A 22,805-nucleotide genomic window follows, 5' to 3' on the forward strand; every position below is an offset into this window, starting at 1 on the left:
CGTTTTTAGATTTAAGCCCATCACCGCCTTTTTATATGAATTTTTGTGAACCACCCCACAGTGGCTACCACTGGGATCACCACACCCCCCGTTTCTTTGAAGGTTGGTACTTTCGTGTCACCTTGCCGGAGTTGGGTGATAATTTTGCCTTCATGTATTCCATCGAAGATCCCCTCGGCGATCGCCCCCATAGTGGTGGTGCCGTGCAAGTTCTGGGCCTCCAGGATGAGTATCTCTGGCGTACTTTACCGAACGTGAAAAATTTTTGGGCTGATCATCAGCATCTCGCCCTGGGCCATTGGCGACATTGTCCCCCACATCTAAAACCTCAATTTCTAGCTCCCAGGGTTTTCCAGGACAAAATTCAGGAAGGCTACCAGGCCACAGCAACCCTCAACCAAGGCCGTATCATCGACCCAGGCACCGGGGAAATTTGCCAGTGGCACTACGAAACCAAGCCGATCTACGGTTGGGGAACGCCCGCTAAGCCCACCGCCAATTGGTATTCTTTTTTGCCCATTTATGATCCCGGTTGGCAAGTTTTACTGGCCCATGGGTTGAGTACGGGTTGGATCGAATGGCAGGGCAAACGCTATGAATTCAGAGATGCCCCGGCCTATAGCGAAAAAAATTGGGGCAAATCCTTTCCAAAGGCTTGGTTTTGGCTCAATTGCAATGCTTTCAAGGAAGAAAAAGATCTCGCCCTCACTGCCGCTGGTGGCATTCGTCAAATTTTAGCGAGGGGAGAGGAAGTGGGTTTAATTGGTATTCACCACCACGGAAAATTTTATGAATTTGCCCCCTGGACAAGCACCCTCACCTGGCACTTTTCTCCCTGGGGAAGTTGGGAAATGACCGCAGGCGATCGCCAAGGGTTTACGGTTCACCTCAGTGGGAAAACCGACCTACCGGGACAACCCCTGCGAGCACCGACCCACACGGGCCTACGGTTTTGTTGTCAGGATACCCTGCGGGGCCAAATTTCCCTTGAACTATTCGCCCCGGACAAAACGCCCCTCATCCAAGCAACGAGCGATCTGGGGGGGTTAGAAGTGGGGGGACAGTGGTGGCGGCGCGATTTTGGCTAATGCTGACGGCCAGTTTGATCGCTTCTTTCATGCTGGTGGGATTGGCGCTGCCTTGCCCCGCAATGTCGAAGGCGGTGCCGTGGTCGGGGGAAGTCCGAATAAAGGGTAAACCAATGGTGGTATTGATCGCGTAGTCAAAGGCCATCAGTTTCACTGGGATTAACCCTTGGTCGTGGTAGAGAGCCAGATACGCATCGGCGGCGGGTTTGAATTCTGGTTTGCCATACCAAGCTTTGCCCGCATTGACCCACATGGTATCCGGAGGATAAAGCCCTAACAGAGTTGCATTGGGATATTTTTGTCGCGCATCTTCTAGCCAACCGTTAAGCCAGTCCATTTCTTCGGTGCCCAATTGACCATTTTCGCCACTGTGGGGATTTAAACCGGCGATCGCCACCTGGGGATTTTCTAACCCAAAATCCTGCTGGAGCGACTCTAAAAGAAGACTAAGTTTCAAATCCATCAGCCCTGGATTCAAGGTTTCTGGCACCGCTTTTAGAGGAATGTGGGTCGTCGCTAGCAGGCTCCGCAATGTCCAGCCTGTATAGGGAGATTTGCCAATAAAGGCCATGCCATAGCGGGTGGTTTGGCTCTTTTGGGCGAGAACCTCCGTTTGGCCGGGGTAGTCGTGGCCGGCTGCTTTCCAGAGGGATTTAGCAATGGGGGCGGTGACAATCCCCGAAAATTCTCCCCCCAGGGTTTTTTCAATCGCCGTGTTGAGGTACTGGAAAGCGCGATCGCCTGTTTCTGCCGAACCTTCTCCCCAGGTGAAATTCCTCAAAAATTCATTGCCACTCGGTTCGACAATCTCTAACTCACTGGGATCAAGGAGATCAGATTCCGTCCGAGTTTTGAGGTGCTGATAGGTTTTTTCGAGCAAGGGGCGATCGCCAATGACCCTCATCGGACAAAGCGCTCTAATTTCTGGATCCGCCAGAGCTTTTAAAAGTACCTCTGGGCCAATCCCGGCCGGATCACCAATAGTCAAAGCGAGGCGAATTTTCATAGGGGAGAATAGTCAACGAACTAAAAAATCCTCCCTGGAGGGAGGTGCCGAAGGCGGAGGGTGTGAGGGCGTCTACTCAGCCTTCGGTTCAAACTTCAGGGCCACGGAATTGATACAGTAGCGCAAGCCCGTGGGAGGGGGGCCATCGTTAAATACGTGACCTAGGTGGGCATCACATTTCGCGCAGAGCACTTCTGTCCGCTTCATAAAGAAACTAAAGTCATTTTTTTCGGCGATCGCCTGATCATTGACCGGTTGCCAATAGCTCGGCCAGCCAGTACCCGAATTAAACTTCGTCTCCGAGGTAAACAGGGGCGCACCACAGCACACACAATTGTAGGTGCCTTCCCCCTTGAAATCGTGATATTCACCCGTAAAGGCCCGCTCGGTGCCATGTTTGCGGGTAACTTTGTAGGCCTCTGGGGAAAGTTGCGCTTGCCATTCGGCGTCAGTTTTGACAACTTTGTCGGTCATGGTGGTGTTTTGTCTCCAAAAGTGGGGTTGCACTGCTTTGTATCGTAACAAGATCGACTAGGGGAAAACAGGTGAGAAATCCCCCAATGGATGTTGTGGGGTCGGGGCTTTCGGCTATACTCAACAAGGTTTTTTTATTCAAGTTCAAGGAGAGCGCCAAAAGATGCGATGTGCCATTATTAGTCGTGCCGGTCAAACTCTGGCGCGAGGGAAGTTAGTTTTAACTCCGATGGAAAACGATCAACAACGGCTTGATCTGGTTACGGACGGGGGTCGCTACCTAGAGGGAGGGCTGGTTGCTCCCGATGGTGATATGACCGAAGCCAGCCTAGAGCTATCGCGGAAATTTTTTGCGATGTGGGGCATGAGTAATCTCCAGCTACAAATCACCCTCCGCTAGATCCATAATTAAAGTTAGACAATGCCAAGGAGACTGGCCATCAGCGCTTTTTGGGCGTGCATCCGGTTTTCGGCTTGATCCCAAATTTTGGCTTGGGGGCCTTCCATCACGTCGGCAGTAATTTCTTCGCCTCGATGGGCGGGCAAACAGTGGAGGGCGATCGCCTCTTTATCGGCGAGGGCCATGAGTTCGGCGTTGACTTGGTAGGGTTGGAAAATGGGTACCCGACTGTTGGCGAGGTCTTCTTGGCCCATACTGGCCCACACATCGGTGTAGATGGCGTGACAGCCTTCGGCGGCTTCCTTGGGATCATGGGTAATTAAAATTTGACTGCGATCGCCTGCAATGGCCTGGGCCTGGGCGACAATTTTCGGGCTAGGTTCGTAATCTTTGGGGGTAGCGATGCGAATATTCATGCCGACTAACGCGCCACCGAGGAGGATCGAGTGGGCGACATTATTGCCATCACCCACATAGGTCATGGTCAGGCCTTCCAGTTGGCCGAAGGTTTCCTGCATCGTTTGCAGATCCGCCAACATCTGACAGGGGTGTTCTAAATCTGTAAGGGCGTTGATAATCGGCATTTCACAGTAATCAGCGAAGGTTTCGAGATCCTGTTGATCAAAGGTACGAATCGCCAAAATATCGAGGTAGCGGTCTAAAACCCTGGCGGTGTCCTCGATGGGCTCGCCGCGACCCACTTGGGTGCGGTTTGGGTTCAGGTCAATGACATTGCCACCCAGTTGATACATAGCCACGCTAAAGGAGACTCTGGTGCGGGTAGAGGCTTTGTAGAACAACAGGCCGAGGGTTTTGGGGCAGGTGGGGGCGATTTTTCCCTGTTTGAGATCTGCCGCCAGGTTTAGCAGGGTAATAATTTCTGTGCTGCTGAGATCTGCAATGCTCAGAAGATCCCGACCCTTGAGTGCATTCATCCTGTTTTCGGCTCCTTACCGTGGCAAAAAAATCATTATAAGCTCCCCTCCAGATTCCACAAAAGCTTGCAAGGGCGATCGCCACTGGTCTTCGTCAGGAAATGTTGATGGCGATCCCAAGGGGGTGACACTTGAAAAACTGTCTACTTTTGGGGAGATGGGTGAAATCTGGTTTTAAAGTAGGATTGTAGCCATGATTTCGGCTTGTTTTTTGCGCTTTTAAATGGAATTGCCATGAGCACTGCTCCCTACGACCAGATCCAATCTTTATCAAAAATTTGGGCGATCGCCGCCGAGCGTTATGCCGACATTGTTGCCCTCTATGATCCCCACCAAAAACCAGAATTCAAACTGACCTATCATCAGCTCTGGCAAGGGATTCAGCAATTTGGGGCTGGCCTCCAAGCCCTCGGTCTTCAACCCCAGGAAAAAGTCGCCCTGATTGCGGATAATAGCCCCCGTTGGTTCATCGCCGATCAAGGTAGTATTGCGGCGGGGGCAGTGAATGCGGTGCGCTCATCCCAGGCAGAAAAACAAGAACTGCTCTACATCTACACTGACAGCGAAAGTCGATTTCTCATCGTCGAAGACCGCAAAACCTTTGAACGCCTCAATCCAGAAATTACAAATCTCCAACCCAGGGCCGTCATTTTCCTTACCGACGAAGAAGTGCCAGAAACGGAACTCCCGATTTTCAACTTTTCCCAACTGATGACCCTCGGCAGCCAAGAACCCCTGACGATGCCTGGGCGATCGCCCCAAGATTTGATGACCTTGATCTACACTTCTGGGACGACGGGCAAACCCAAAGGGGTGATGCTTTCCCACGGCAATGTCCTCTACCAAGTGCGCAACCTCGACCAGGTGATTCAACCGAATCCTGGCGATGTCACCCTCAGCATTCTCCCCACCTGGCATTCCTATGAACGGGCTGCTGAATATTTCCTCCTGTCCCAGGGCTGCACCCAAATTTATACGAATATCCGCAACATCAAAAAAGATCTCCAAACCTACAAGCCCGGTTACATGGTTGCGGTGCCGCGCATTTGGGAATCGATTTACGAAGGAGTGCAGAAAAATCTCCGGGAACAACCCGCCAAAAAACAAAAGCTGGTGAACTTTTTCCTCACCTGCTCCCAAAATTATGTCCTGGCCCAGCGTATCGCCAACAACCTCAGCCTGGAGCATTTCCATGTTTCTTCCCTGACGCGGTTAATGGCTAGAGCAAAGGCGATCGCCCTTTATCCTTTTCACCTCCTCGGCAACAAACTCGTTTACGAAAAAATTCGGGGGGCCACTGGCGGCAAAATTCGCTACGTAATCAGCGGCGGCGGCTCCCTCGCCCAACACATCGACACCTTCTTTGAAATCGTGGGGATCAATATCCTTGTGGGTTATGGCCTCACCGAAACTTCTCCTGTGACCAATGCCCGGCGGCCCGAACGCAATGTGTGTGGTTCTGCTGGCCCCGCCCTCAAGGGCACCGAAATTCGCATTGTTGATCCTGAAACGCGACAAACCCTTTCCCAAGGCCAAAAGGGACTGGTTTTAATCCGTGGCCCCCAGGTAATGCAGGGCTACTACCGCAAACCCGAAGCCACCGCCAAGGCCATTGATCCCGAAGGTTGGTTTGACAGCGGCGACCTCGGTTGGGTGACGCCCCAGGGGGATCTCGTTTTAACGGGCCGGGCAAAGGATACTATTGTCCTCACCAACGGCGAAAACATCGAACCCCAGCCCATCGAAGATGCCTGCGCCCGCAGTCCCTACATCGATCAAATTATGCTGGTGGGCCAGGATCAAAAATCCCTTGGTGCTTTAATTGTGCCGAACCTCGAAGCCCTCGGTCAGTGGATGTCCCAGGGTGGCCTCGGTTTGCAATTGCCAGATCCTGACATTCCTTCAGAACAACTGCCCCAAACGGATTTGTACAGTAAGCCAGTCTTGAATTTATTTAAACAGGAGCTGAATCGAGAAATTAAAAATCGACCTGGCTATCGGGTGGATGACCGCATTAGTGATTTTGCGTTGATTTTGGAGCCTTTTTCCATTGAGAACGGCCTGATGACCCAGACGCTAAAGGTAAAGCGGCCAGTGGTGGCAGAGAAATATGCGGCCTTAATTGCTTCCCTTTACGACAAAGATTAAGCGATCCGAATGGCGGAATCTTCGGGTATTGATGCTACCCTGAAAATATTTTGTAGATAGGGCCCCTTTAGCCCACTGATTTAACAAAACCGAGTTACATTTCTCTAGGAAAACATTCACATGGACGGAAACCAAGTGCCTACTGTTACCCTCAAACGCCCAATTAATCTGAAGGTCATCGTGACCCCCCGCTGGAAAGAGGAAGTACAGCAGCAACTCCAGGGACAAATAGCGACTTTTGATGGTCAATTACAACAACTGGATGTCCAAGGAAATCGCACCATTAGTGAACTTCAACAACAGGGCAATACCCCCCAGGTCGCTCAACAAATGGAAAATATCCAACTCCAGGTTAACCAAAAAAAGCGGGAACTCCTTGAGAAGAAAAACCAAGTGCTCCAGCAGCTCCAACAGGTACAAAACTTAGAATTAGATCAAGAGTTTCTCCAGGGTCAAATGGAGAGTTTCTTTGAAGTGAAAGTGGGCGATAATCTGGTGCGCAAGCTGAATGTTGAACTTGTGGTCCGGGATGGTGTTGTTGAAGAAATTCGCGGCGACCTCTAATTTTTTTTGTGATTGCTGTCGAGTGACAGTGTTCGGCTCCCCCGATGACACTTGCGGTGCGGGGGATTTTTAATGGGGAAAAAATTCATGAAAATTGGCATTGTCGGGCTGGGTTTAATCGGTGGATCTTTGGCGATCGCCTTTCGGGAAAAAGGCTTAGAAGTGTTGGGAGTTTCTCGGAAAAATACAACCTGCGAAACGGCCCTGACCAAGAAGATTGTGACAAAAGCCAGCACGGATATGGGGTTACTCCGGGATGCAGATGTGGTGTTTCTCTGCACGCCGATCAAAGCGATTTTGCCCACGGCCCAAACCCTTATTCCCCACCTCAAACCCACGGCGATTTTGACGGATGTGGCCTCAGTGAAAGGGGAAATTGCCCAGGCGATCGCCCCGCTGTGGCCCAACTTTATCGGGGGACATCCCATGGCGGGCACCGCTGAACAGGGCATTGACGCCGCGCTTCCTGGATTGTTTATTAACGCGCCTTACGTTTTAACGCCGACCCCCGAGACCTCTCCGGATGCGGTCAAAATCCTCCAAGACTTAATCCTGCTGCTCCAGAGTCGTTTCTACTGCTGCGCCCCGGAGATTCACGATCAAGCGGTGGCCTGGATTTCCCATTTGCCCGTTTATGTTAGTGCGAGTCTGATCGCGGCCTGTGGATCGGAAATAAATTTAGAAGTGCTACAAATGGCTAAAGCCCTGGCGAGTTCTGGCTTTCGGGATACCAGTCGTGTCGGCGGTGGCAATCCAGAATTGGGGTTGATGATGGCCCAGGGGAATCAACAGGCGTTGTTAAAATCCCTCACCCATTATCGGCAGCAGTTAGATCAAGTCATTGCAGATCTTGAAACAGAAAACTGGGAGGCAATCGCCCAATTCCTCGCAGCGACCCAACAACAGCGGCCCGACTTTCTCTAGATTCCAGGAGTACAATGGAGGTAGGAGGAAGTCGAAGGATTCATACTGAAATGATCCTCGCCAGCGACCATGGATCTTCCACCCACCAATGATTTCTGTGCCGATCCCACCGTTGCTTTACGTCAGCGGATGGTTAAGCAGCAAATTATCGCCAGGGGCGTGAACGATCCAGCTGTCTTAGCCGCGCTCCAGCAAGTGCCCCGGCATCGCTTTGTGCCTGATTCTCTCCAAAATCTCGCCTACGCCGATCAACCCCTTACCATCGGCTATGGCCAAACTATTTCCCAGCCCTATATCGTCGCCTACATGACCGAGGCGGCCCACCTGACGCCCAGCAGCAAAGTTTTAGAAATTGGTACGGGGTGCGGTTATCAAGCGGCGATCCTCGCCGAAATTGCCCAGGAAGTTTTTACCGTTGAAGTTGTGCCCGAATTAGCCCGGCAAGCCCGCGATCGCCTCGAAGCATTGGGCTATCAGAATATTCACTACAAGATTGGTGACGGTTACCAGGGCTGGTCAGAATTTGCTCCCTACGACGCGATCCTTGTTACGGCGGCCCCAGACCATCGGCCCCAACCGTTACTGCAACAATTGGCCGTGGGCGGTCACCTGGTAATACCTGTGGGCACCGTCGGCCAACGCCTTGAAGTCCTCCACAAAACCAGCACTGACTTGGAAATGGAAAAGGCGATCGCTGTGCGGTTTGTGCCACTCCAGGGTCACAGCTACGGATTTTGAGTAAATTTGGATAGGAATTGTCCCATCTCTATTGCTCGCATCGAGACTTCCTGGAGAGTGACCTAGACGGTTTGGGAATCCGGCGCAACGGCCACATATTTTGTGGAGGCGATCGCCTAAAATTGAACCAGCTTTCTCTACACTTTTTCTTTCTGTTATCGTGACTTTGCCTCCCCTAACAACGGACACTATTCAGCAAATCATTGACGATCGCCTTGAGGATGAAACGCTCCATCAGTTGGTCTGGCATTACCTCGGCTACCGTTACGATGAAACTCAAAAATGCTGGAATCTTGACCAAGTTGATCCAGCCTGGGCCGAAAAATATCCAGAACCACCTAAGTTCATTGAGGAACGTCCCCCCACGGTGCAACTGACCCGCTCGATCCCCAAACCCTATAAGGCTCTGCTCAAGGAAAAAATGGGCTTTAAGGGCTACACAGTTGATCAACTGATTCCGCGCCTGACGCGGCGGGCGACCATGGCCAGTTGGCTCCTTAGCTATATGGCCCAACACGATTTGTTAGAGGTTTAGCGAGTGGCACGGGTGACGGCCTTATGGATTTATCCGGTGAAGTCCTGCGGCGGGATCGCTTTGGAGACAGTGGAAGTTTTGACCCAGGGTTTTCAAGGCGATCGCCAATGGATGATTGTTGATGCCGACGGGAAATTTCTCAGTCAACGGCAATATCCCCAACTGGCCAGGGTTAAGCCCCACATGATAGAGGATAATCTCACCTTAACTTTTGATGATTTTTCGCCCCTGAAACTGTCTCCCAAAACCGTAGGCTCCCTCAAACCCGTGACAATCTGGCGCAACCAGACCCAAGCCCTTGACCAAGGCCCTGAAGCTGCCGCTTGGTTTTCGGAGGTGCTACAAACCCCCTGCCGTCTTGTGCGCCAATCCCCCGACCATCCCCGGCCCGTTAACCCAAAATATGCCCTATGGGAGACCCAAAATGTCAGTTTTGCCGATGGTTATCCGGTGCTCCTCACCAATACTGCTTCTTTAAAGCTGCTGGAAGAAAAATTAGGGGCAGCCGTTTCGATAAATCAGTTTCGTCCTAACCTAGTGGTTGAGACAGCACAACCCTTTGCGGAAGATCATTGGCAGACTGTGGACATTGGTGGCACGACCTTTGTCACCGCCAAACCCTGCGAACGTTGCATTGTGATTACAACAAATCAAACCACAGGCGATCGCCACCCAACTCAAGAACCCCTCCGCACTCTGGGCACTTTTCGACGCACTGCCAAAGGCATTCTTTTTGGCATTAACCTCATGCCCACAAGCTCCGGCAAGATTTCAGTGGGAGATGCTGTAATCCTGGATTCAACGATGTTTTAAAATTCCCTGTCCCCAGACGTCATTAAACCTGAAGGCAGCGAATCGCTTCCAACATCCCCCTGGCCTTATCAAGGGTTTCTTGGTATTCCCGTTCCGGCTCGGAGTCTGCGACGATGCCCGCGCCCGCCTGGACAAAGACCTGGTGCTGATTCCCCTGCGATCGCACAATCATGCTCCGGATCGTAATCGCCGTATTCAGTTGGCCTTCAAAATCGTAGTAACCGTAGACGCCAGAGTAGGGGCCACGTCGTTCGGGTTCCAGTTCGTTGATAATTTCTAAAGCGCGAATTTTCGGCGCACCGCTGACTGTTCCGGCGGGAAAACAAGCCTGTAATAAATTCCAAGCCGATTGGTCGGGGGCTAAATCTCCCATCACATTACTCACGATGTGCATCACGTGAGAATAACGTTCGATGATCATCAAATCCCCAACTGTGACCGTGCCTTTTTCGCAGACGCGACCGAGGTCATTGCGGCCCAAATCCACAAGCATCACGTGTTCAGCGATTTCCTTAGGGTCGGCCAAGAGGTCTTTTTCTAACGCTAAATCCTCAGCTTGGGTTTTCCCCCGGCGTCGCGTGCCCGCAATCGGTCGGAGCATCGCCTGGAGTTTTCCGTCTGGCGTTTGCTCGGCTTTGACCATAATCTCTGGGCTAGAGCCGATGAGTTGCCAATCCCCAAAATTGTAAAAAGACATGTAGGGAGAAGGGTTAATCAGGCGCAGGGAACGGTAGAGATCAAAGGGATGGCCTTCGTAGCTCGTCTGGAGCCGCTGGGAAAGCACCACCTGAAAAATATCTCCGGCCTTAATGTATTCCTTTGCCTTGGCGACGTTCTGGCAAAACTGTGCTTGGGAAGTGTTGCTTTCGTACTTGAGGGCTTCCCCGTCTGGGTTGGCGAGCCATTCTAAGGGTTTGGCGGCAACAGGCAAAGGCAACTTGAGCTTGAGGACTAATTTCGTCACGCGATCGCAGGCATTTAGGTAGGCTTCTTCTAGGGGCACCGCCGGATCCCGCAGGTCAGCATAGGTGATGACCCAAATCTTGCGTTTAACTTGGTCAAAAATGATCAAGCTATCAATTTGCATCCAGAGGCCATCGGGTAGATCCTCTTCTTGGCGTTCGTACACCGGCACCCGTGGTTCGATCCAGCGCATCAACTCATAGCCCCACATCCCAAATAGACCACCAATCCCCGGTGGTAATTCCGACAGTTGGACAGGCTTAATGCTGGCGAGACATTGGGCCAACACATCAAAGGGATTGCCGCTAAATTCTTGGACAGCCCCATCACGGAATTTTTGCGTGGTGCGATCGCCTTTATTTTCTAAGACCCAAACCGGATCGCAACCGAGGAAACTATAGCGACCAATATTTTCGCCCCCCTCAACGGACTCCAACAGAAAATTGTAGGGTTGATCTGCACAAACCTTGTACCAAGCCGACACTGGCGTTTCGAGATCCGCCACCCACTCCTGATAGACCGGAATAAAATTACCCTGTTGACTGAGATGCCGAAACTGCTCGAAATCAGGAAAAATCATAGGAAATGCGTCGGTCGCCTGGGGCACATGGAGGGCCGCTGGGACGGTAGATAAAAGTAAAAATAGAGCTAGACACAAAGAAGCGGAAGCCTTTTGTTCAGCTTTTCATCATAACAGACTTTCTTCATCGGTCTGGGCTAATCGCCGCCACCAAGAAAGCCTTCATAACTCAAACTAAAACTGTCAACTTCCGCCCGAACTGTTGTGGTAAAAATCTAGGCTTCGTAGGGGGCCACACCAGAAAACTTCAGGGTTGCCGGTTCGGGGTTGCTCCCGATATTGCGGTCAACTTTCCCTTTGTATTCGCGACCTTCGTTTACCTTCTCAGAAGGTACACCATCGAGAGGATAGAGGAACTGAGTTTCGCCGGAGGGGAAGACACGGTAAATCTTATAGTCGGTAATCTTGGGCTTAAATTGTGTTTTCAGCTGAGTCCCGAGGGCAAGGCACTGTTCCTTGCGGGCAAAGTACATGAGGTTATCGCCTTCGTTCATGACCGCTGCACCACCGGTGGGCAGTTCAAAAACCTGCTCTTTTGCGCTAGACCAGGTGATGGCGTATTTTTCCTCCCGTTCAGCAGCGGCGAGTAGACCACCCGTGCTGCCACCGAATTTCGGTGTTTTTCCAGTAAGCTCGTTAGACATGCTCAAAAATCTTTATTAAATAAAGGGTGTTTCGCAAATGCTATCACCAGACCCCTACGCCATAGATCAAGTGTCAAGAACTGTAACAGTTATTTTCTATTTGTAAGGGAAGCAGACAGGCAAATTTATCATCCTTTAGGGACTGTTTTGGTGGGAATGGCCCTAGGGGCAAAAGTTTCTGGCAAAAGCCACTAGAATGCGAGAAAATCCCCTTTTTTCCACTGCAAAACCTAGGCTTAGTAGAAGGTGAGCATCCGTTGTTTTTGGAATTTTTGGGTTAGGGGATGGGTTGAACCCAGCAGGTTAAAGAACATCTATGGCAGAAGAATTTTACAAAGGTGGACAACGGGCTTGGTTCCATGATCAGGGCCATTGGGGCGGTTTTTTCCATACCTATGATCAGTTGCAACTCAAGGGTTTTGGGGCGCATTTTGATCAACCCCGCAAAATCCATGTCTTTTTACCACGAGATTATGAAGTAACTGGCGATCGCCTGCCCGTACTTTACTGCAACGATGGCGACCATATTTTTTTCCCCGATGGGAATTTTGGTCAATGTTGGCAGGTGGCAGAACGCTTGAGTCGACTGTATCTACGGGAGCAATTGCAAAAACTGATTGTCGTGGCCATTTGCCCCAATGATCGTGCCTACGAATATTCCCATATCCCGGATCAAGGTGGTGGCCTAGGGGATTACAGTCGTTATCTTGCCAAAGGACTGAAACCCTTTATCGATGAGCAATACCGCACCCAAACCGATCAAACGCTCATCGTCGGTGCTGCCCAAGGCGGGTTGGCTGCTTTTTACACGGCTACCCAGCACCCCCGCCAGTTTCCCCAAGTGGCCGCTTTATCCCCCTCTTTTTGGCTGGGACTGGAGGCAAACCCAATGTCCATAAATGGTTTGGATGGGGCTTTTAAAATATCCCTTGAAAATTCGGCGTTGGTTTTTGCCGCGACTCCCGTTTTGAGCAATCCTGAACTGCGCCCCAAAATTTACCTAGACTGGGGTTTAATGGCTGATACCCAGCACCAGGAGGCCCGGGCGAGATTACGGGGCCAAGAAATGCGATCGCTTTTAATCGAAGAGTTCCAATACCAAGAAAATGTGAATCTTTTTACCCTTGAAGATCCCCTTGGTCGCCACGATGAACTTGCCTGGGGCGATCGCCTTGAGACAATTTTGCAGCTTTTCTTCTAGCCCGTGGGCAAAAATCTGACCTCTAATACTGAATGCGATCGGTGGTTTTCCCAGGAGCGGCATTCTTTTCGAGATATTCAATAATTTTTCCGGCCACATCAACCCCGGTGGTTTTTTCGATGCCTTCTAATCCCGGTGAAGAGTTAATTTCCATCACCAAAGGCCCATGGTTTGAGCGCAACAAATCTACCCCGGCGACCCGCAATCCCATCGCTTTAGCGGCCCGGACAGCGGTACTGCGCTCTTCGGGGGTGAGTCGAACTTTGTCCGCTTTGCCGCCCCGGTGCAAATTAGACCGAAATTCTCCCTCTGCTCCCTGGCGCTTCATTGCCGCCACGACTTTCTCGCCCACCACAAAACAGCGGATATCCGTGCCCTTGGCTTCGGCGATGTATTCTTGCACCAAAATGTTGGCATCCAACCCCCGAAAGGCTTCGATCACGGATTTGGCGGCCTGGTGGGTTTCCGCGAGCACCACACCAATACCCTGGGTGCCTTCTAAAAGTTTAATGACGACAGGAGCACCACCCACGGTTTCGATGAGGCCATCAATGTCCTGGGTCGCGTGGGCAAAGCCTGTCACCGGGAGTCCAATGCCTTTGCGGGCTAAAATTTGCAGCGATCGCAGTTTATCGCGGGACCGAGAAATCGCCTGGGATGTATTGGCACTAAACCCTCCCATCACTTCAAACTGACGCACCACCGCCGTACCGTAAAAGGTGGCCGATGCTCCAATGCGAGGAATAATCGCGTCAAAATTTTCTAACCGCTGCCCCTGGTAAATGACAAAGGGTTGATGGGAAGTGATGTTCATGTAGCAGCGCATGAAATTAATCACCTGGACGTCGTGGTGGCGATTTTCGGCGGCTTCCCGGAGACGACGGGTGGAATAGAGTTTTGGATCTTGGGAGAGAATAGCAATTTTCATGGTTGGTGGGGATGATCCGGTTGGCTTTGGAGAAAAGATTTGCTCACATCAACGAGGAATCGTTTGCGCAGGGCCTGGCGTCCAAGGAGCATCCGATAACCCATTAAGGAGCGATTGGTGAGATTGAGTTCAATGAGCCAACGGTGTTCGCCTAGTTGAACATGGGTTTCGATGACGGGCCGCAGTTGCTTTTGGCCATTGGAACTTTTGATGCTGCGGTGTTCGACCAAAGGGGCTTCTATGGTAACGGTGTCATGGATATTGTGCTGGTGGGGGTGAATTTGGAAACGAACCATCTCGCGATCGCCTTGGTGAAAATAGTGAATGCGGGTGGCATGGATCGAAGAGGAGCCAGCACCGGTGTCAATTTTGGCGCGAATCACGGGGATCTGAAAATCCGGGAGCGCCACACATTCTCGCCAACCAATGGTCGATAGGATGGGTTTTCTTTTCATACAACGGCAGTCTAGGAGACAAAGTTTAAATTCTTGCTAAGGCTTCAGCTAGAAGCACTGGTATAAAACCGTAGGGCAAACCGCCACACCACATTAGACAATAACAGCAGCAGCAGGCCCAAACAACCGGCACCAGCAATCCACCCCAGAGGCGATCGCCCCAACATGGTTTCCGCAGGAATGGTCGTTAAAAAAACAATGGGGACAATGAAGGTAAAGAAAAAACGAAAGACCCCCGGATAGGCCACAATCGGGTAACGCCCCGCCTCAAGGAAACCCCGCAGCACCTCGGTGACATTATAAATTTTCACAAACCAGATACTCGTTGCCCCCAACATAAACCAGAGGCTGTAGAGGATCAACATCCCAAACCCGATGGGAACCAGACTCAACACATAATTGAGCGGTGACAGACCCAACTGCAGCCCGATGTAGACCAAAATTCCCAGTCCTAAAACCAAGTCAGGCAAGCCCCAGGGGGAAATCATCCGCGCCGAGAGCCAAAATTGACTACTGATGGGCTTGAGCAGCACAAAATCGAGGGTGCCTTCCTGTACCTGTTGCACGATCCGGTTGAGATTCGGCGAAAAAAAAGTATTGGCCACCCCCTGCAAGAGGGTAAACATGCCCACCACCAGCATCGCCTCTTGCCAAGTCCAACCGGAAAATTGATACCCCGTGCGGTAAAACAAAAAGAGGCTGAACAGGCTGCCCGCCAAATTCCCCACACTACTGAGGGCCGCAATGAAAAAATTTAAACGATACTCCAATTCGGCGGCGATCGCCGTACTCCAAAACAGTCCTAAAATGCGCCAATACTTGCCCATGGAGTCGAGCCTATTTCTCCACTGCCCGGATATCAATCACGCTGCCATTGAAATCGTAATTAAACCCCTCAAGGCGCAAGGTATGGCCAATTTTGACCTTGTTGTTGCCAAAAACATAGCCATTATCTGTTTTCTGGGCTTCGCTGGTTAACACAATCCGAAAATCCCCAATATTCTGTACCTCAGGACGGGGATCATTCAACGGTAAAACAGAGCCGTCCGGCTGGGGCACAGGGGTTGTCCGGGGCAACAGCTCAATGGACTTAATGCCGACATTCGCAAAGGGTTGATTGCGGATCACGATGGAGGTCGTTTCAGACCCTTGAAATTCTGCCACAAAGGTCTCTGGGGACTTCACACTCAGACCCCGCACCAGGACTTCCACCTCGATCGCTTCCATGGCTGACCCAATTTGGGCCACGGAACCCGAACGACCGGGGAGGAAAAAAATACCAAAAACTACGCCGAGAATGATCAGAAGTGCCCCCAGATCGAGGATGCTCACTTTGCCGAAAAGACGCCCTTTTGAATCCAACAGAGCCATATGTTTGTGGAAATACACTAAAAGTTTTTTTAACCCTCCACATTATAGGGGAGGTGGCCGCCGTCCCCCGATAAATTCGCCCTTAACCGTCTTGGGGAGGGGACATCGGCAGCGGCGATCGCCCAACTTCCGGGGAGGCTTGTCTCTGTAGTTGAGGCCGTCGTCGGGACTGTTGATAGAGTCGGTAAAGGGCATAGGTAAATAGAGAAGGCCCCACCAGAGCACAAAGCACAATGACTCCATAAATCCAGAGGGGTAACACGGACGGTTCTCCCCCAGGGGAATTTGTCTGAGCATTAGTCTCGGCGGGTGGCGGCGTTGTTGTTGCCGGGGGGGCGTCCGCACCACTGATCGTTTGGGATGATGGGGATTCCGTTTCCTCCAAAACCCGCGCCGCTGTCTGGGCTGGCAATTGTCCCAAAAGACTATCCACCACCGGAATTGGCACCCGAGGATTGACCAGGGTTGCGAAGCCCACACTACTGAGGGTTAACATCGCCAAGCAACTACCACCCAGGAAATAAGCGCGACCATGGTGGGTTTTAATGAGTTGTTTAAAAGTGATCAGGCGAGGCGGTTGTTTTTTCGGGGAAGTAGAAGCCATCGGCGGTGACAAAATTTAAAGATTAGTAGCCTTTAGGCCAAGGGGATTAAAACAAGGTAATCGCTGGTAACTTCAGCATAACGAACTGGATTTAGGACGGGGAGGTTTGTGATTTTGGGTGGGCATCAACGGGATTCAAGATTCCCCTATGTTGCTCTAAATGATGGGCAACCTTACCTAGAAGTTCCTCCAAAGAGACCGGGTGATAAATAATGTCATCACAAGCTAACCGCGAATGCTCATCTTGCTGATTTTGAAAGATATCAGCGGTAATCACGATGAGTTTTGGGTCTTCGGTTAGGGGGACTGTTTGGAGCTGTTGTTGGATATTGCTCAAGATCTCCGCACCATTGACGGAGGCCAGTTTCAGGTCAACCAAAATTAGGTCTGGTGTCCATTGTTGCCATGGGTGATTGGAGATTGCTTCCATGGCGATCGCCTGGGTTTCGATACCAGCCCTGGCCAGTCGCTGACAGAGTAATTCCCGCTGCTCGACTTGATCCTTGAGGAGCAAAATTTTGGGCGATCGCCCCGTGTGTTCTACAAAAGCCTGAATTGAAATGTCTGCTTGATCTTTTTCTGGCGAGGCGAGGGACAGCTCAAACCAAAAGCAACTACCCTGATTTTCTGCCGTTGTTACCCGGATCTCTCCCCCCATGAGCTGTACCAACTGCTGACTGATGGCGAGGCCCAGGCCCGTACCTTGGCGCGAACGGATTCCTGTGCTGGTTTGCTGAAAAACCTGAAATAATTTGTTCTGCTCATGTTCTGGGATGCCAGGCCCCGTATCAATTACCGCAAAGTGTAAGTTCTGTTGGTGGGCATCATAGGTAATTTTGAGGGTAACGCGACCCACCTCAGTAAATTTAATGGCATTACTCAAGAGATTAATTAAGACTTGCTTGAGCTTTTTTTCATCGAGGTAAATCACCTCCGGTACATTGGCATCACGCTCAAAGATCAGTTCTAGTTGCTTTTGTTTCGCCGCAAGGACAACAAAATCGTAGATAACATTGAGAGCTTCAACGAGATTAAAGGCTTCTCGAAGGACGCTGGTCTCCCCGGCCTCAATTTTTGAGAGGGAGAGAATATCGTTGATCAGGTTCAGCAGGTGCTGGGCACTCTGGGTAATGATGTCGAGGGATTCGAGTTGATCAGAAGTGAGGTTAGTATCCCCCGTGAGTAGCTCCGTAAACCCCAAAATGGCGCTGAGGGGTGTGCGGAGTTCATGGCTCATATTGGCCAAAAATTGACTTTTTGCTTGGTTTGCCTTTTCTGCCTCTTCCTTGGCTGCCTGTAGGGTTTCTAGGAGTTTGGCCTGTTGGAGGGCCACACCCAGTTGGGTGGCGATCTGCCGCAGCATTTCAATTTCCTCGGTAAGCCAGGTGCGGGGGGCGTTGTTTTGGTAGATGCCGAGGAGTCCCCAAAGGCGATCGCCTAGAAAAATCGGTAGGGTGATATAGGCTTTGGCTTGGAAGTTTTCGAGGAGCTCGATGTAACAGGGAGGAAACCCGGCTTTGTAAATATCATGGACTGCCCGGTAGGTATTGCCTTGACGATAAATCCCCCCCTGGGTTTCCTGGAGATAGGTATCTTCTACCCAGCCCGGTAGCTCACTTTCAAAAACTTTGACAATACAACGGTCATCACGCACTGCGGAATATTTTAGGAGTTCACGCTGTCGCGCACTGGCGTCATTCATCAGCGATCGCCATTGGGGAGACATGGCCTCAGCTACAAAGTGACCACTCCAGTCGGGGTTAAACTTGTAGATCACCACCCGGTCACAGTGCAGGGCATCATGGATTTCTTTAGTCGTGCTCTGAAAAATTTCGTTGAGGTTGAGGGTACGACGAATCCGATTGATCACGACGCGGAGAATTCTTTGGCGGGTGATTGTCCGTTGCAGTTGCTCGGTTTGGTTTGACCACAGGGCTTGGAGATGTTTGTGGTTAAGTTGTTGTTGGACACGTTTTTGTAATTCGGTGCTGGTGCAGGGCAATAGCAACACATCATCGGCCCCAAACGAGAAAGCCTCGGCCCGGGTTTGGGCATGGATATCCGTGGTGGTAATAATCAGGGGGATATCGCGGCTGTGCAGATCACTTTTAAGCTGGGCAAACAGTTTGCGCTCCGGACGGGACACAAAATCGAGGTTCACAATGATCAGTTCTGGATGATTGGCGATCGCCAAAGCCGACAGATGGGCGGCGCTGGGGGCAACCTGCACTGCGGCAATACCCCGGAGGGTCTCCAGGAAAAATTCAAGGAAATGGGCTTGGTGCTCACCGACTAAAATCATGACAAAATTGCAAACCTCAGGGCAGGAGATAATGGGAAGAAAAATCAGACCGCTCCTCTCCAAAGAGCAGATGTAGATCAAAATTTCAGGCCGCACGCTGAAACCACGGGACAAAAAGTTCCCCGGTAGCTCAGCCAGAAAAAATAATCTAGATTAAGGGCTGGGGTTGTCTCTTCCAGTGGGTTGGCACGGGGGGATCTGGGCGGCAATAATGCCCACCATCAACCACCAGAGGGTATTGACCTGGGGACGATACCAAACGGTATCAAAGAGGCCCTGGATCAACAGTCCTGTCATCGCGGCGATCGCCCCAACTAACCATAGTCCTTCTATTTTATGCTGGGACTGAAAGTCTTTAAGGCTTTGTAAAGCTTGGCTAAAGATATTGATCAGCAGCCACACAAATGTGGTCAAACCCAGTAAACCAGTTTCCACAGCGGTCTCCAGAAAAATTGAATAGGCACTCAGGGCCGAAAAACGACTTTCCATATACTGGGGGTACACCGCATTAAAGGCATCATGGCCTGGCCCAATCCCCAGCAGGGGGCGATCGCCAATCATCCGCAGCACCGCCAACCACACATTAATCCGGAAATTATTACTACTATCGCCCCGCCAGGAAAAAATACTCAACAACCGTAGGCGAATGGCATCAACGCCCAATACCGCAATGAGTAGTAACCCCGCCCCAAAGCCGAAACACAGGGGCAGCAACCATTTACGCCAAAAAGGACTGAGGCGATCGCCATACCAACTGTAGAGTAATAATCCCCCCACAATGGCCGCTCCCACCATCGCCAGCCAGCCCCCCCGACTATCGGTAAAAAATAAGCAAGCCGCATTGGTTACAAACATGACCGCTGCTAAAGTTTTCTGGATCTTGGTGCGCCAAATCAGCATCGCTACGCCACTAAAGGCGATCGCCCCCAGGAGATAACCCGCCAAAAGATTCGGGTTGCCTAGGTAACTGTAAACCCGTGTATCATTGGCAAACTCCGACAAGGGATCGTTCCAGGTGGCCAACTGTTCTACCCCAAAAAATTCCTGACGAATACCATAGCCACTCACCACCAGGGACACCATTAAATACACCCAAATGACCGCCGCGAGAATTTTGGGCGATCGCAAGACCCGCGCACAAAACGCAAAGAAAATCATATATAGCAACAACTGCACCAACCCAGACAGGGCCGCCCCCTTAACTGGCGACAAGACCGTGGCGATCGCCGCGATGCCCCCATACAGCGCAACCAAAAGATGAATTCCCGTCACCCGTCCCAGGGGCAGATCAGACAGACTTAGCAAAATCCAATAGCCCGCACAGGCCAACAGCAAAAATCCGATTAAGGTTGTCGAGACAAAGGGCGCTGCCACCAACAATACACAGAGAATCATTGCCCCCAGGGGTTCTGCCCACTGCAATAGCAAACTGCCGCCCCGCCAGCCCTGCAAAAGTCCAAACACCCGGTAACTGACACTGGCCCGTAACCAAGGCTCAAAGGGAAAGCGCAAAAAGAGAATCTGCTGCCACACTGCCGCCATGAACCATCAACCTCAGTATTGTGTAACTGTTCATTGTAAAAGAGATTTAGCCGTCGTCGTTCCCATACAACTCATCGAGGGATTGCTTTTCGTATAGATCTTTTAAATTTTGGTGCCGTTCCCGCCGGGAAGTTCGTCGATATTTTTTGGTCGCTAGTTTCGGCTCGTGGATTTGTTTGCCCGCCGCTGTAATTTTGATCTTGAGGTGTTCTTCTTCATCCCGTTGCTGCTGCTGGGTTTCACGGTAGGCGATCGCCTCTTCGAGAAATTTTTCATAGATCTCATAGCGTTCCCAATCCCGTCCCACCGCACAGTTGGGTTCCTGCAGGTGTAAACAATCCTTGAACTGGCAATTTTCTTGTTTGAGTTGGGCACGAATTTCTGGGAAATATCCCCCCAAATCCTGGGGCAGCACCGACCAATCCGGCTGATTAAATCCAGGACTATCGGCCAAAAGTCCCCCCTGGGGCAGTGGAAATAGTTCCACATGGCGGGTTGTGTGTCGTCCCCGCTGCAATTTGCCTGAAACTTCGCCCACCCGTAGCTCTACCTGGGGAATTAAGCGGTTGATCAGACTTGATTTTCCCACCCCCGAAGGCCCAGCCACCACGGTGATTTTATCCTTAAGACTGGCTTCTAGGGCGGCAATGCCAGCATCCTGGAGCACACTAAAAAAGACAGCCCGATAGCCCCATTCCTGTAAGCGTTCAGCCCAGGTATGTTGTTCTTTTTTAGAGAGTAAATCTTGTTTATTGAGACCCAATAATAACGGCAACCCCGTTGATTCTGCTTTGATTAAGAAGCGACTCAGTTGCCAGGGATCAAGGGATGGTTCCGCTAGGGCAAACACCAGTAAGAGTTGGTCGGCATTGGCTACAGGGGGTCGATCTAAAACGGTGCGGCGGGATAAAACCTGGGCGATCGCTCCCCGTCTATCTTGAAAATCAACTTCTTCAACGATGACCTGGTCTCCCACCATGACCCGTTGACCAATTTTTTTTAAGCGGGCTCGCCTTGTACAGAGCAAATGTCCTGCCCCAGCTTGGAGTTGCACATGGTAAAAGTTTGCCTGAACCGCCGTTACGGTTCCCTGGTAGTTCTCTGGGACTAAGCCACCACTCATGTCGCCGGACAACGTACCCATAATACGTAGTGGCCCTCCGGTTGGGCGATCGCCTTTTCTACCAAATACCCTTCCATCGTCAAACTATCAGGCACTTGCTCCATGGGTTCCCCCGCATCAAGCCACACCTCTAGCAGGGCATTGGGAGCCATTTTCTTAAGTTGTAACTTTGTGCGCACAAAATTAATCGGGCAGGGAGTCCCTCGCAAATCTAACCGTGCGTCTGCCTCTAATGCTTGCGGATTACTCATTTGTTATGGAATAGGTTCCCCAATAACCCTTCAAAGCCACCTTTGCTATGTTCAGTGCCCTTTAATTTCGCCAATTGGTGCAACAGTTCTTTTTCTTCCCGACTTACTTTTGTTGGAATCATGACTTTTACCGTAATCAAATGATCGCCACGACTCACTGGATTACCCAGTTTAGGCACCCCTTTTCCTTCCAAAATAAGGACTTTATTGGGCTGTAAGCCCGCTGGAATCGTTAAATCTTCTGTGCCGTCAACGGTTTTTACTTTCACCGTATCCCCAAGGATCGCCTGGAGATAGCTAATTTCAATTTCTGAAAGAATATTCGTACCGTCGCGGCGGAACTCTTTATCCGCATTGACGGCTAGGTAAACGTAAAGATCCCCAGGGGGGCCACCTTTAACGCCAGCATCACCTTCCCGCGATACCCGCAGTCGTGTGCCACTATCAACCCCGGCAGGAATCGTGATTTTGAGCTTTTTCGTTTCTTGTTTGCGACCAGCACCACCACAGGATTCACACTTCTCGGCGATCACTTGCCCTTCCCCATTACAGGTCGGACAGACGGAAACTTGAGCAAAACTACCGAAGGGGGTCCGGGTCGCCCGCCGCACTTGGCCAGTGCCATTACAAGTGCCGCAGGTATTTGCCGAAGTACCAGCCTTTGCTCCAGAGCCACTGCACGTTTTACAGGTCTCTAGGTGGGGAATACGGATTTCCTTTTCGCCCCCAAAAATCGCTTCTTTAAAGTCGAGCTTTAGGTCTAGGCGGAGATCATCGCCCCGCATCGGCCCACTGCGTCGGCGGCCGCCCCCGGTGGCACCAGTGCCCATACCACCAAACCCGCTGAAAATGGTCTCAAAAATATCAGCAAAGCCGCCCATGTCGCCATAGTCAGCCCCAGCAGCACCTGCCCCAGAGACACCAGCTTCACCAAAGCGATCATAGCGGGCTCGGGTTTCCGGTTCCGAGAGGACTTCATAGGCGCGGTTAATTTCTTTAAATTTTTCTTCGGCCCCAGGGTCTTTATTAACATCTGGGTGATATTGACGAGCTAGACGACGATAAGCCCGCTTGAGTTCATCTTTCCCACAATCACGGGAGACACCAAGAATTTCGTAAAAGTCGCCTGCCATAAACCTTTTCTAATAACGAGCACAATCTAGCCTTTACCAATCTTAACTTGAACTGGGAAAACCTGAAAAGTGTTATGGGGAAT

Annotated in this window: 24 protein-coding genes; 9 read left to right on the forward strand and 15 right to left on the reverse strand. The window is 51.1% G+C overall.

The window, feature by feature from the left end; translation table 11 throughout:
• Window positions 1–35: 35 nt before the first annotated feature.
• Entirely contained in the window at window positions 36–1,088 is a 1,053-nt protein-coding gene (locus AACQ84_RS03405) for a tocopherol cyclase family protein (RefSeq protein ID WP_012306299.1), read from the forward strand.
• Here the strand turns inward: AACQ84_RS03405 and pdxA are convergent.
• Window positions 1,018–2,094, reverse strand: coding sequence for a 4-hydroxythreonine-4-phosphate dehydrogenase PdxA (gene pdxA, locus AACQ84_RS03410; RefSeq protein ID WP_012306300.1), 1,077 nt, complete (start codon window positions 2,092–2,094; stop codon window positions 1,018–1,020). The two genes, AACQ84_RS03405 and pdxA, sit on opposite strands and share 71 nt — an antisense overlap.
• Window positions 2,095–2,166: 72 nt before the next feature.
• The gene (msrB, locus tag AACQ84_RS03415; protein ID WP_012306301.1) at window positions 2,167–2,568 is read right to left on the reverse strand and encodes a peptide-methionine (R)-S-oxide reductase MsrB; all 402 of its coding nucleotides are present in this window, start codon (window positions 2,566–2,568) and stop codon (window positions 2,167–2,169) included.
• 229 nt (window positions 2,569–2,797) lie between these two features.
• Between msrB and AACQ84_RS03420 the strand changes: the two genes are divergently transcribed.
• Window positions 2,798–2,968 carry a hypothetical protein gene (locus AACQ84_RS03420; protein ID WP_223209840.1) on the forward strand — a complete coding sequence of 57 codons (171 nt, stop codon included), beginning with the start codon at window positions 2,798–2,800 and terminating at the stop codon, window positions 2,966–2,968.
• Window positions 2,969–2,982: 14 nt separating this feature from the next.
• Here the strand turns inward: AACQ84_RS03420 and argF are convergent, their stop codons facing one another.
• Window positions 2,983–3,903: an ornithine carbamoyltransferase gene (gene argF, locus AACQ84_RS03425; protein ID WP_012306303.1), complete on the reverse strand. Its 921-nt coding sequence runs from the start codon at window positions 3,901–3,903 to the stop codon at window positions 2,983–2,985.
• Window positions 3,904–4,137: 234 nt separating this feature from the next.
• Here argF and AACQ84_RS03430 point away from each other — a divergent pair, with 234 nt between their 5' ends.
• The 6 genes from AACQ84_RS03430 (at window position 4,138) to AACQ84_RS03455 (ending at window position 9,625) form a co-directional block, all read left to right on the forward strand.
• Window positions 4,138–6,051, forward strand: a complete 1,914-nt coding sequence (locus AACQ84_RS03430; protein WP_041443361.1) for a long-chain fatty acid--CoA ligase — start codon at window positions 4,138–4,140, stop codon at window positions 6,049–6,051.
• A 120-nt stretch (window positions 6,052–6,171) separates the two neighbouring features.
• Window positions 6,172–6,615: a YlqD family protein gene (locus tag AACQ84_RS03435; RefSeq protein WP_012306305.1), complete on the forward strand. Its 444-nt coding sequence runs from the start codon at window positions 6,172–6,174 to the stop codon at window positions 6,613–6,615.
• Window positions 6,616–6,702: 87 nt separating this feature from the next.
• Window positions 6,703–7,539: a prephenate/arogenate dehydrogenase gene (locus tag AACQ84_RS03440; protein WP_012306306.1), complete on the forward strand. Its 837-nt coding sequence runs from the start codon at window positions 6,703–6,705 to the stop codon at window positions 7,537–7,539.
• Between the two features lie 69 nt (window positions 7,540–7,608).
• The gene (locus AACQ84_RS03445) at window positions 7,609–8,277 is read left to right on the forward strand and encodes a protein-L-isoaspartate(D-aspartate) O-methyltransferase (protein WP_012306307.1); all 669 of its coding nucleotides are present in this window, start codon (window positions 7,609–7,611) and stop codon (window positions 8,275–8,277) included.
• 157 nt (window positions 8,278–8,434) lie between these two features.
• Window positions 8,435–8,812 carry a DUF1823 family protein gene (locus AACQ84_RS03450; protein ID WP_041443776.1) on the forward strand — a complete coding sequence of 126 codons (378 nt, stop codon included), beginning with the start codon at window positions 8,435–8,437 and terminating at the stop codon, window positions 8,810–8,812.
• A 3-nt stretch (window positions 8,813–8,815) separates the two neighbouring features.
• Window positions 8,816–9,625, forward strand: a complete 810-nt coding sequence (locus AACQ84_RS03455) for an MOSC domain-containing protein (protein WP_012306309.1) — start codon at window positions 8,816–8,818, stop codon at window positions 9,623–9,625.
• A 22-nt stretch (window positions 9,626–9,647) separates the two neighbouring features.
• Here the strand turns inward: AACQ84_RS03455 and trpE are convergent, their stop codons facing one another.
• On the reverse strand, window positions 9,648–11,168 hold the full coding sequence (trpE, locus tag AACQ84_RS03460; protein WP_012306310.1) for an anthranilate synthase component I: 1,521 nt from the start codon (window positions 11,166–11,168) through the stop codon (window positions 9,648–9,650).
• A 215-nt stretch (window positions 11,169–11,383) separates the two neighbouring features.
• A complete protein-coding gene (locus tag AACQ84_RS03465; protein WP_012306311.1) occupies window positions 11,384–11,812 on the reverse strand; it encodes a photosystem I reaction center subunit II PsaD in 429 nt (142 codons plus the stop codon).
• Between the two features lie 316 nt (window positions 11,813–12,128).
• On the opposite strand from AACQ84_RS03465, the gene AACQ84_RS03470 reads away from it, so the two are divergent.
• The gene (locus AACQ84_RS03470; RefSeq protein ID WP_012306312.1) at window positions 12,129–13,013 is read left to right on the forward strand and encodes an alpha/beta hydrolase; all 885 of its coding nucleotides are present in this window, start codon (window positions 12,129–12,131) and stop codon (window positions 13,011–13,013) included.
• A 22-nt stretch (window positions 13,014–13,035) separates the two neighbouring features.
• On the opposite strand, the gene rimK is transcribed toward AACQ84_RS03470, so the two are convergent.
• From rimK to dnaJ, 10 genes are all read right to left on the reverse strand, one after another.
• A complete protein-coding gene (gene rimK, locus AACQ84_RS03475; protein WP_012306313.1) occupies window positions 13,036–13,941 on the reverse strand; it encodes a 30S ribosomal protein S6--L-glutamate ligase in 906 nt (301 codons plus the stop codon).
• On the reverse strand, window positions 13,938–14,396 hold the full coding sequence (locus AACQ84_RS03480; RefSeq protein WP_012306314.1) for an ATP-dependent zinc protease family protein: 459 nt from the start codon (window positions 14,394–14,396) through the stop codon (window positions 13,938–13,940). The genes rimK and AACQ84_RS03480 overlap by 4 nt, the downstream gene beginning before the upstream one ends.
• A 44-nt stretch (window positions 14,397–14,440) precedes the next feature.
• Window positions 14,441–15,223 (reverse strand): ABC transporter permease, encoded by a 783-nt coding sequence (locus tag AACQ84_RS03485; protein WP_012306315.1) that lies wholly within the window; start codon window positions 15,221–15,223, stop codon window positions 14,441–14,443.
• A gap of 10 nt (window positions 15,224–15,233) precedes the next feature.
• Window positions 15,234–15,767: a DUF4330 domain-containing protein gene (locus AACQ84_RS03490; RefSeq protein ID WP_012306316.1), complete on the reverse strand. Its 534-nt coding sequence runs from the start codon at window positions 15,765–15,767 to the stop codon at window positions 15,234–15,236.
• Window positions 15,768–15,849: 82 nt separating this feature from the next.
• Window positions 15,850–16,371 carry a hypothetical protein gene (locus AACQ84_RS03495; RefSeq protein WP_041443363.1) on the reverse strand — a complete coding sequence of 174 codons (522 nt, stop codon included), beginning with the start codon at window positions 16,369–16,371 and terminating at the stop codon, window positions 15,850–15,852.
• Window positions 16,372–16,462: 91 nt separating this feature from the next.
• A complete protein-coding gene (locus AACQ84_RS03500) occupies window positions 16,463–18,673 on the reverse strand; it encodes an ATP-binding protein (protein WP_049761557.1) in 2,211 nt (736 codons plus the stop codon).
• A gap of 153 nt (window positions 18,674–18,826) precedes the next feature.
• Complete coding sequence (locus tag AACQ84_RS03505; RefSeq protein WP_012306319.1) at window positions 18,827–20,215, reverse strand: IctB family putative bicarbonate transporter; 1,389 nt, start codon at window positions 20,213–20,215, stop codon at window positions 18,827–18,829.
• A gap of 46 nt (window positions 20,216–20,261) precedes the next feature.
• A complete protein-coding gene (gene rsgA, locus AACQ84_RS03510) occupies window positions 20,262–21,359 on the reverse strand; it encodes a small ribosomal subunit biogenesis GTPase RsgA (protein ID WP_012306320.1) in 1,098 nt (365 codons plus the stop codon).
• Window positions 21,335–21,589 (reverse strand): sulfurtransferase TusA family protein, encoded by a 255-nt coding sequence (locus AACQ84_RS03515; protein WP_012306321.1) that lies wholly within the window; start codon window positions 21,587–21,589, stop codon window positions 21,335–21,337. The genes rsgA and AACQ84_RS03515 overlap by 25 nt, the downstream gene beginning before the upstream one ends.
• The gene (gene dnaJ / locus AACQ84_RS03520) at window positions 21,586–22,722 is read right to left on the reverse strand and encodes a molecular chaperone DnaJ (protein WP_012306322.1); all 1,137 of its coding nucleotides are present in this window, start codon (window positions 22,720–22,722) and stop codon (window positions 21,586–21,588) included. The genes AACQ84_RS03515 and dnaJ overlap by 4 nt, the downstream gene beginning before the upstream one ends.
• Between the last annotated feature and the right edge of the window lie 83 nt (window positions 22,723–22,805).

The sequence above is a fragment of the Picosynechococcus sp. PCC 7002 genome (assembly GCF_963860125.1).
GTDB lineage: Bacteria > Cyanobacteriota > Cyanobacteriia > Cyanobacteriales > MRBY01 > MRBY01.

What these genes read in the sequence shown, in the direction of transcription:
- AACQ84_RS03470 (WP_012306312.1), top strand. Translation starts at nt 12,129, where the DNA reads ATGGCAGAAGAATTTTACAAAGGTGGACAACGGGCTTGGTTCCATGAT.
- AACQ84_RS03515 (WP_012306321.1), bottom strand. Translation starts at nt 21,589, where the DNA reads ATGAGTAATCCGCAAGCATTAGAGGCAGACGCACGGTTAGATTTGCGA.
- AACQ84_RS03465 (WP_012306311.1), bottom strand. Translation starts at nt 11,812, where the DNA reads ATGTCTAACGAGCTTACTGGAAAAACACCGAAATTCGGTGGCAGCACG.
- AACQ84_RS03490 (WP_012306316.1), bottom strand. Translation starts at nt 15,767, where the DNA reads ATGGCTCTGTTGGATTCAAAAGGGCGTCTTTTCGGCAAAGTGAGCATC.
- argF (WP_012306303.1), bottom strand. Translation starts at nt 3,903, where the DNA reads ATGAATGCACTCAAGGGTCGGGATCTTCTGAGCATTGCAGATCTCAGC.
- AACQ84_RS03430 (WP_041443361.1), top strand. Translation starts at nt 4,138, where the DNA reads ATGAGCACTGCTCCCTACGACCAGATCCAATCTTTATCAAAAATTTGG.
- dnaJ (WP_012306322.1), bottom strand. Translation starts at nt 22,722, where the DNA reads ATGGCAGGCGACTTTTACGAAATTCTTGGTGTCTCCCGTGATTGTGGG.
- trpE (WP_012306310.1), bottom strand. Translation starts at nt 11,168, where the DNA reads ATGATTTTTCCTGATTTCGAGCAGTTTCGGCATCTCAGTCAACAGGGT.
- AACQ84_RS03405 (WP_012306299.1), top strand. Translation starts at nt 36, where the DNA reads ATGAATTTTTGTGAACCACCCCACAGTGGCTACCACTGGGATCACCAC.
- AACQ84_RS03505 (WP_012306319.1), bottom strand. Translation starts at nt 20,215, where the DNA reads ATGGCGGCAGTGTGGCAGCAGATTCTCTTTTTGCGCTTTCCCTTTGAG.
- AACQ84_RS03435 (WP_012306305.1), top strand. Translation starts at nt 6,172, where the DNA reads ATGGACGGAAACCAAGTGCCTACTGTTACCCTCAAACGCCCAATTAAT.
- AACQ84_RS03445 (WP_012306307.1), top strand. Translation starts at nt 7,609, where the DNA reads ATGGATCTTCCACCCACCAATGATTTCTGTGCCGATCCCACCGTTGCT.
- msrB (WP_012306301.1), bottom strand. Translation starts at nt 2,568, where the DNA reads ATGACCGACAAAGTTGTCAAAACTGACGCCGAATGGCAAGCGCAACTT.
- rimK (WP_012306313.1), bottom strand. Translation starts at nt 13,941, where the DNA reads ATGAAAATTGCTATTCTCTCCCAAGATCCAAAACTCTATTCCACCCGT.
- AACQ84_RS03440 (WP_012306306.1), top strand. Translation starts at nt 6,703, where the DNA reads ATGAAAATTGGCATTGTCGGGCTGGGTTTAATCGGTGGATCTTTGGCG.
- AACQ84_RS03485 (WP_012306315.1), bottom strand. Translation starts at nt 15,223, where the DNA reads ATGGGCAAGTATTGGCGCATTTTAGGACTGTTTTGGAGTACGGCGATC.
- AACQ84_RS03480 (WP_012306314.1), bottom strand. Translation starts at nt 14,396, where the DNA reads ATGAAAAGAAAACCCATCCTATCGACCATTGGTTGGCGAGAATGTGTG.
- AACQ84_RS03420 (WP_223209840.1), top strand. Translation starts at nt 2,798, where the DNA reads ATGGAAAACGATCAACAACGGCTTGATCTGGTTACGGACGGGGGTCGC.
- pdxA (WP_012306300.1), bottom strand. Translation starts at nt 2,094, where the DNA reads ATGAAAATTCGCCTCGCTTTGACTATTGGTGATCCGGCCGGGATTGGC.
- AACQ84_RS03500 (WP_049761557.1), bottom strand. Translation starts at nt 18,673, where the DNA reads ATGATTTTAGTCGGTGAGCACCAAGCCCATTTCCTTGAATTTTTCCTG.
- AACQ84_RS03495 (WP_041443363.1), bottom strand. Translation starts at nt 16,371, where the DNA reads ATGGCTTCTACTTCCCCGAAAAAACAACCGCCTCGCCTGATCACTTTT.
- rsgA (WP_012306320.1), bottom strand. Translation starts at nt 21,359, where the DNA reads ATGGGTACGTTGTCCGGCGACATGAGTGGTGGCTTAGTCCCAGAGAAC.